Genomic DNA, 4,198 nt, shown 5'->3' on the forward strand with positions numbered 1-4,198 from the left:
AACTGATGTGATTCATTGGGGCGAACAGGAGGATGTCCGCCATGGCCACGCCGGTTCCGCTTCGCTCTGACTTCGATACGAACACACTTCGCCAGGCTGCCCGGCGTTCTCGGGACGCATCTCAGACCCGCCGGCTTTTGGCACTGGCGACGATCTACGAGGGCGGCACGCGCAGCGATGCGGCCAAGGTCGGAGACGTGACGCGCCAGATCGTGCGGGACTGGGTCGTGCGTTTCAACGCCGAGGGCCTGGACGGTCTCCTGGACCGCAAGTCGCCCGGCGCGCCCTCGCGGCTAGGGCCGGACGAGCGGCAGGCTCTGGCGGGCAAGCTTGAGGCGGGCCCGATCCCGGCTGTCGACGGGGTGGTGCGCTGGCGGCTCGTAGATCTGGCGCAATGGGTGTTCGAGGAGTTCCGCATCCCCATAAGCGTGCAAACGCTGAGCCGCGAACTGCGGGCCATGGGCTACCGCAAACTCTCTGCCCGCCCACGCCATCACGCGCAGAATGAGTTCGAACTCGACGCTTTTAAAAAGACTTCCTCACTGCGCTGGCAAAGATCGCGGCGAGCGAGGCCGCCGGCAAGCCCGTAGAAGTCTGGTTCCAGGACGAGATGCGGGTGGGCCAAAAGAACCCGATCACCCGCCGCTGGGCAAAACGGGGAACGCGACCCTCGGCTCCCAGAGACCAGCGCACCGCCTCGGCCTACCTGTTCGGGGCGATCTGCCCAAAGCGGGGCGCGGGCGCCGCACTCGTCATGCCCCGCTGCGACACCCATGCCATGGCATGTCATCTCGCCGAGATCTCCCGCAACGTCGCGTCTGGCGCCCACGCCGTCGTCCTGCTTGATCAGGCCGGCTGGCACATGACGCCGAAGCTCCCCATCCCCCACAACATTACTTTGATGCCGCTGCCGCCCAAGGCGCCCGAACTGAACCCGGTCGAGAACCTCTGGCAGTTCATACGCGACAACTGGCTTTCAAACCGCATCTTCCAATCCTACGACGACATCCTCGACCATGCCTGCCGCGCTTGGCGAAACATCGAAGCCCAACCCTGGCGCATCATGTCCATCGAAATGCGCCAATGGGCTCATGGGTTCTGATCAATGGGAGTTGGTATTAGCCGCGCGATAGACCAGCGCGGCTGGAGCCGCAGGTTCTTTCCGTGTTGATCCATCTTGTCCGAAACCGCGATCGCATGGTGACGAAGGACGAGATCGTGGCTGCGGTCTGGCAAGGTCAGGCGGTCTGGCGCGACGTGCCGGAGAATGCCTGGCGCTGGCGCAACTTTTCGCCCGCCGAGATCGCGTGCCGAGGCACCGACAAGCTGCTGGCGTTGCGTGACCGGCTGGGCAAGCCGCTGATCGTCCGCTCGGCTTATCGCAGTCCCGAACACAACCGCGCCGTCGGCGGCGCTACGCGCTCGAAGCATCTTGACGGAGCGGCTTTCGAGGAGGCGGCCCGGGAGGTCGGATTTCACCCGCGTTCGGGCTTCATCCATGTCGACCTTGGCCCTGAGCGCCTGTAGGGCGACCGATTGTCGGTCAGGAAGGCCGCCCCCCTTCGCGACCGAGGCCCGGCCATCGCGCGAAGTACTGACCGGAGACCTCAGGCTCGGAGAGGCTGACGCCGCAATACTCCTGGCCTCGAAAATCCATTCAATTGCTGTAACCGATTGCAGCGAGGTTCCGGTACGGTGCACACAAGGCCATGGAAGATGCCCGTTTCGGTTTTGATGCCTATCACATCCTGCTCGTCGCGTTGGGCGCGAGCCTGCTCGTTTCGTATTGGCTTCCACACCTCCTTGTCCGAAGGCCGCCTGCGGCGACAGCCTTCCTCATGGCCTGCGGGATGGCGGGTTCGCTGCTTTTCCCGGGTATCGTCGCCGGGATAAACCCCACGGAGAACCCGGTCATTTGGGAGTTTGCCGCCGAAATCGTGGTGATCGTCGTGCTTTTCGCGACAGGGCTGCGGATCGATGACCTGGGCGGGCGGCGACTCTGGTGGCCAACCGTCAGGCTTCTCGCCATTACGATGCCTCTCACCATCGCGGCCGTCGCACTTCTCGGCTGGAGCCTCGCGGGGATGACGGTGGGAGGAGCCATCCTGCTCGGGGCCGTGCTCGCGCCGACTGACCCGGTGCTCGCGGGTGATCTCCAGATCGGTCCGCCGCTTGAGGGCAAGGAGCACCCGGTCCGGTTCGCCCTGACCACCGAAGCCGGCTTGAACGACGGCCTTGCCTTCCCGTTCGTCTACCTCGCTCTCCATGTCGCCTCGCAAGGATCAGACCCGGCCCTCTGGCTTGCCGAATGGCTTGCGTGGGACGTCCTCTACCGCATCCTCGTCGGCACCGTTCTCGGCGGCGCCATCGGCTGGCTGCTGGGGCGCATCCTTGCGATACCCGCCTGGAACACGGTCACCGCCTCGGGCCCCGGCGTCCTCGCTCTGGCCGGGGTGTTTCTCGCCTACGGGCTCGTGGAACTCGCCGAAGGCTACGGCTTCATTGCTGCCTTCGTCGCGGGGCTGGTGTGCCGGCGGGTAGAGGCCCGGCACCGGATCCACCAGCATCTCCATTCCTTCGCGAGTTCCATCGAACACGCAATAACGGCCATCCTTCTCGTGCTCCTCGGCAGCGTCATGCCCTCACTATGGCCTTATCTCGATTGGAGCCACACGGTCATCGGCTTCGGCCTGATCCTGGTGGTCAGGCCTATCGCGGGGATGCTCGGACTGCTCGCAAGCCCGCTGAGCCTGAGGGCGCGAGCCGTCGTGGCCATATACGGGGTGCGCGGGATCGGATCGCTCTACTACCTCGGATATGCGTCGACCCACGTCGAGTTCATTGATGACGGGGAACTCTGGGCGGTTGTGGCGTTCACCATCTTCGCTTCCACCGTCATTCACGGCCTGACTGCGACCGCGACGGTCGAGATGCTGGATCGAGAATATGCCGAAAGGGGCAGCCCGGAGTCCGATCGGGGCGTGGAGATCCCGAGGCGCGAATGAGGTCGGTTTCCGCAGAGCGTTGGGTGTCGCGTTGCCCTACTAAAGGCTGTCCCAAGCAGCAGGAGCCCGATGGTGAACATCGTCGTAGGACAGGGCGCGAGCCCAAATACCGACGGCTGGATAGGTATGGCCAGCGAGCCAGCCAAACGCCGGGTATAAGAGCGCGGCAAACGCCGCGAGGCCGAGGCCTGCCACCGTGCGGGCGGCGCGTCGTGCCGCTATCCGAAAGAACGTCCAGAGGCGCGGTCTCGATCGGCTATCTGGTCCGCCGCTTCGAGGTCTCGAAACCGGAAGCCGCCCGCGAACTCTGGCGGGCGGTCGACTGTAAGCGCCGCGAGAGGCCACTGTTGAAGGATGTCGGGAGTTTCGCCTTCCATATTGACGGATTTGACGCGGGATGATGCCGTCGCTCGATGAGCGAGGGTGATGATGAGCATTTTCGGCGCCGGGACAAATGGAGAGCGGGACGCGGCCGAGGCGGCCGTTCAGCGTCTGAAGGCCAAGCTTGCCGAGATCAACCGACGGGATCCACCGGTTGAGATGCAGTTTTCAATGCCCGATCCCTGGGCCGTCAAGCTCTTCGTCGCCTTGTGCCGGCGCTACGGCATCCGGCCTTATCGCTATCCGCGACAGCGCCGGACAACGATCATGGTGCGGGCGTCGCGCGGATTTTTCGATGCCGTGGTCTGGCGCCAATTCTCCGAGATGCATACCGACCTTTGGCTACATTTCGAGGAGACCACCGATCGATTGATCCGCGAGGCGGTGCATTCGGACACGACCGATGCCGAGACGGTACCGACGCCGATCACTGCCCGCTGACGATCAGACGGCCGTTTTCAGATCGGCCCTCGTCTTCGGCATGCCGCCGCCTCCGGCGATGGCCTGCTCGTCGGCTCGATCTTCGGCATCGCCNATCACTGCCCGCTGACGATCAGACGGCCGTTTTCAGATCGGCCCTCGTCTTCGGCATGCCGCCGCCTCCGGCGATGGCCTGCTCGTCGGCTCGATCTTCGGCATCGCCGCCGGAGATGTCGCCATCGGCGAGACTGTGGAGGCCACTCTGGTCGGCGTGTTCGACCCGAAGAAGGTTGCAAGCTAGCACTACTTTGGCACTTTTGGTTTGTCGGTTTCTGCGATGAGCATTTCACAATGAGGGCATTGCAGGGGCGGAGGTCGTGCGAAGAGATCGA

5 protein-coding genes are annotated in these 4,198 nt (G+C 64.2%); all 5 read left to right on the forward strand.

The window, feature by feature from the left end; all coding sequences use genetic code 11:
• The first annotated feature begins 41 nt into the window (after window positions 1–41).
• The 5 genes from VQ044_RS23920 (at window position 42) to VQ044_RS23940 (ending at window position 4,107) form a co-directional block, all read left to right on the forward strand.
• Window positions 42–1,102 (forward strand): IS630 family transposase gene (locus VQ044_RS23920; protein ID WP_327651422.1). Its coding sequence is split into 2 segments (ribosomal slippage): window positions 42–534 and window positions 534–1,102, totalling 1,062 coding nucleotides; the frame shifts between segments, so codons are not numbered across the junction.
• A 62-nt stretch (window positions 1,103–1,164) separates the two neighbouring features.
• Entirely contained in the window at window positions 1,165–1,527 is a 363-nt protein-coding gene (locus tag VQ044_RS23925) for a D-Ala-D-Ala carboxypeptidase family metallohydrolase (RefSeq protein ID WP_327625958.1), read from the forward strand.
• Window positions 1,528–1,709: 182 nt separating this feature from the next.
• Entirely contained in the window at window positions 1,710–3,005 is a 1,296-nt protein-coding gene (locus VQ044_RS23930) for a cation:proton antiporter (RefSeq protein WP_327650149.1), read from the forward strand.
• Between the two features lie 429 nt (window positions 3,006–3,434).
• The gene (locus VQ044_RS23935; protein ID WP_327650151.1) at window positions 3,435–3,827 is read left to right on the forward strand and encodes a hypothetical protein; all 393 of its coding nucleotides are present in this window, start codon (window positions 3,435–3,437) and stop codon (window positions 3,825–3,827) included.
• A 196-nt stretch (window positions 3,828–4,023) separates the two neighbouring features.
• A complete protein-coding gene (locus VQ044_RS23940) occupies window positions 4,024–4,107 on the forward strand; it encodes a hypothetical protein (RefSeq protein ID WP_327651423.1) in 84 nt (27 codons plus the stop codon).
• Window positions 4,108–4,198 lie beyond the last annotated feature (91 nt).

Source organism: Aurantimonas sp. C2-5-R2 (genome assembly GCF_036549495.1).
Taxonomy (GTDB): domain Bacteria; phylum Pseudomonadota; class Alphaproteobacteria; order Rhizobiales; family Rhizobiaceae; genus Aurantimonas; species Aurantimonas coralicida_A.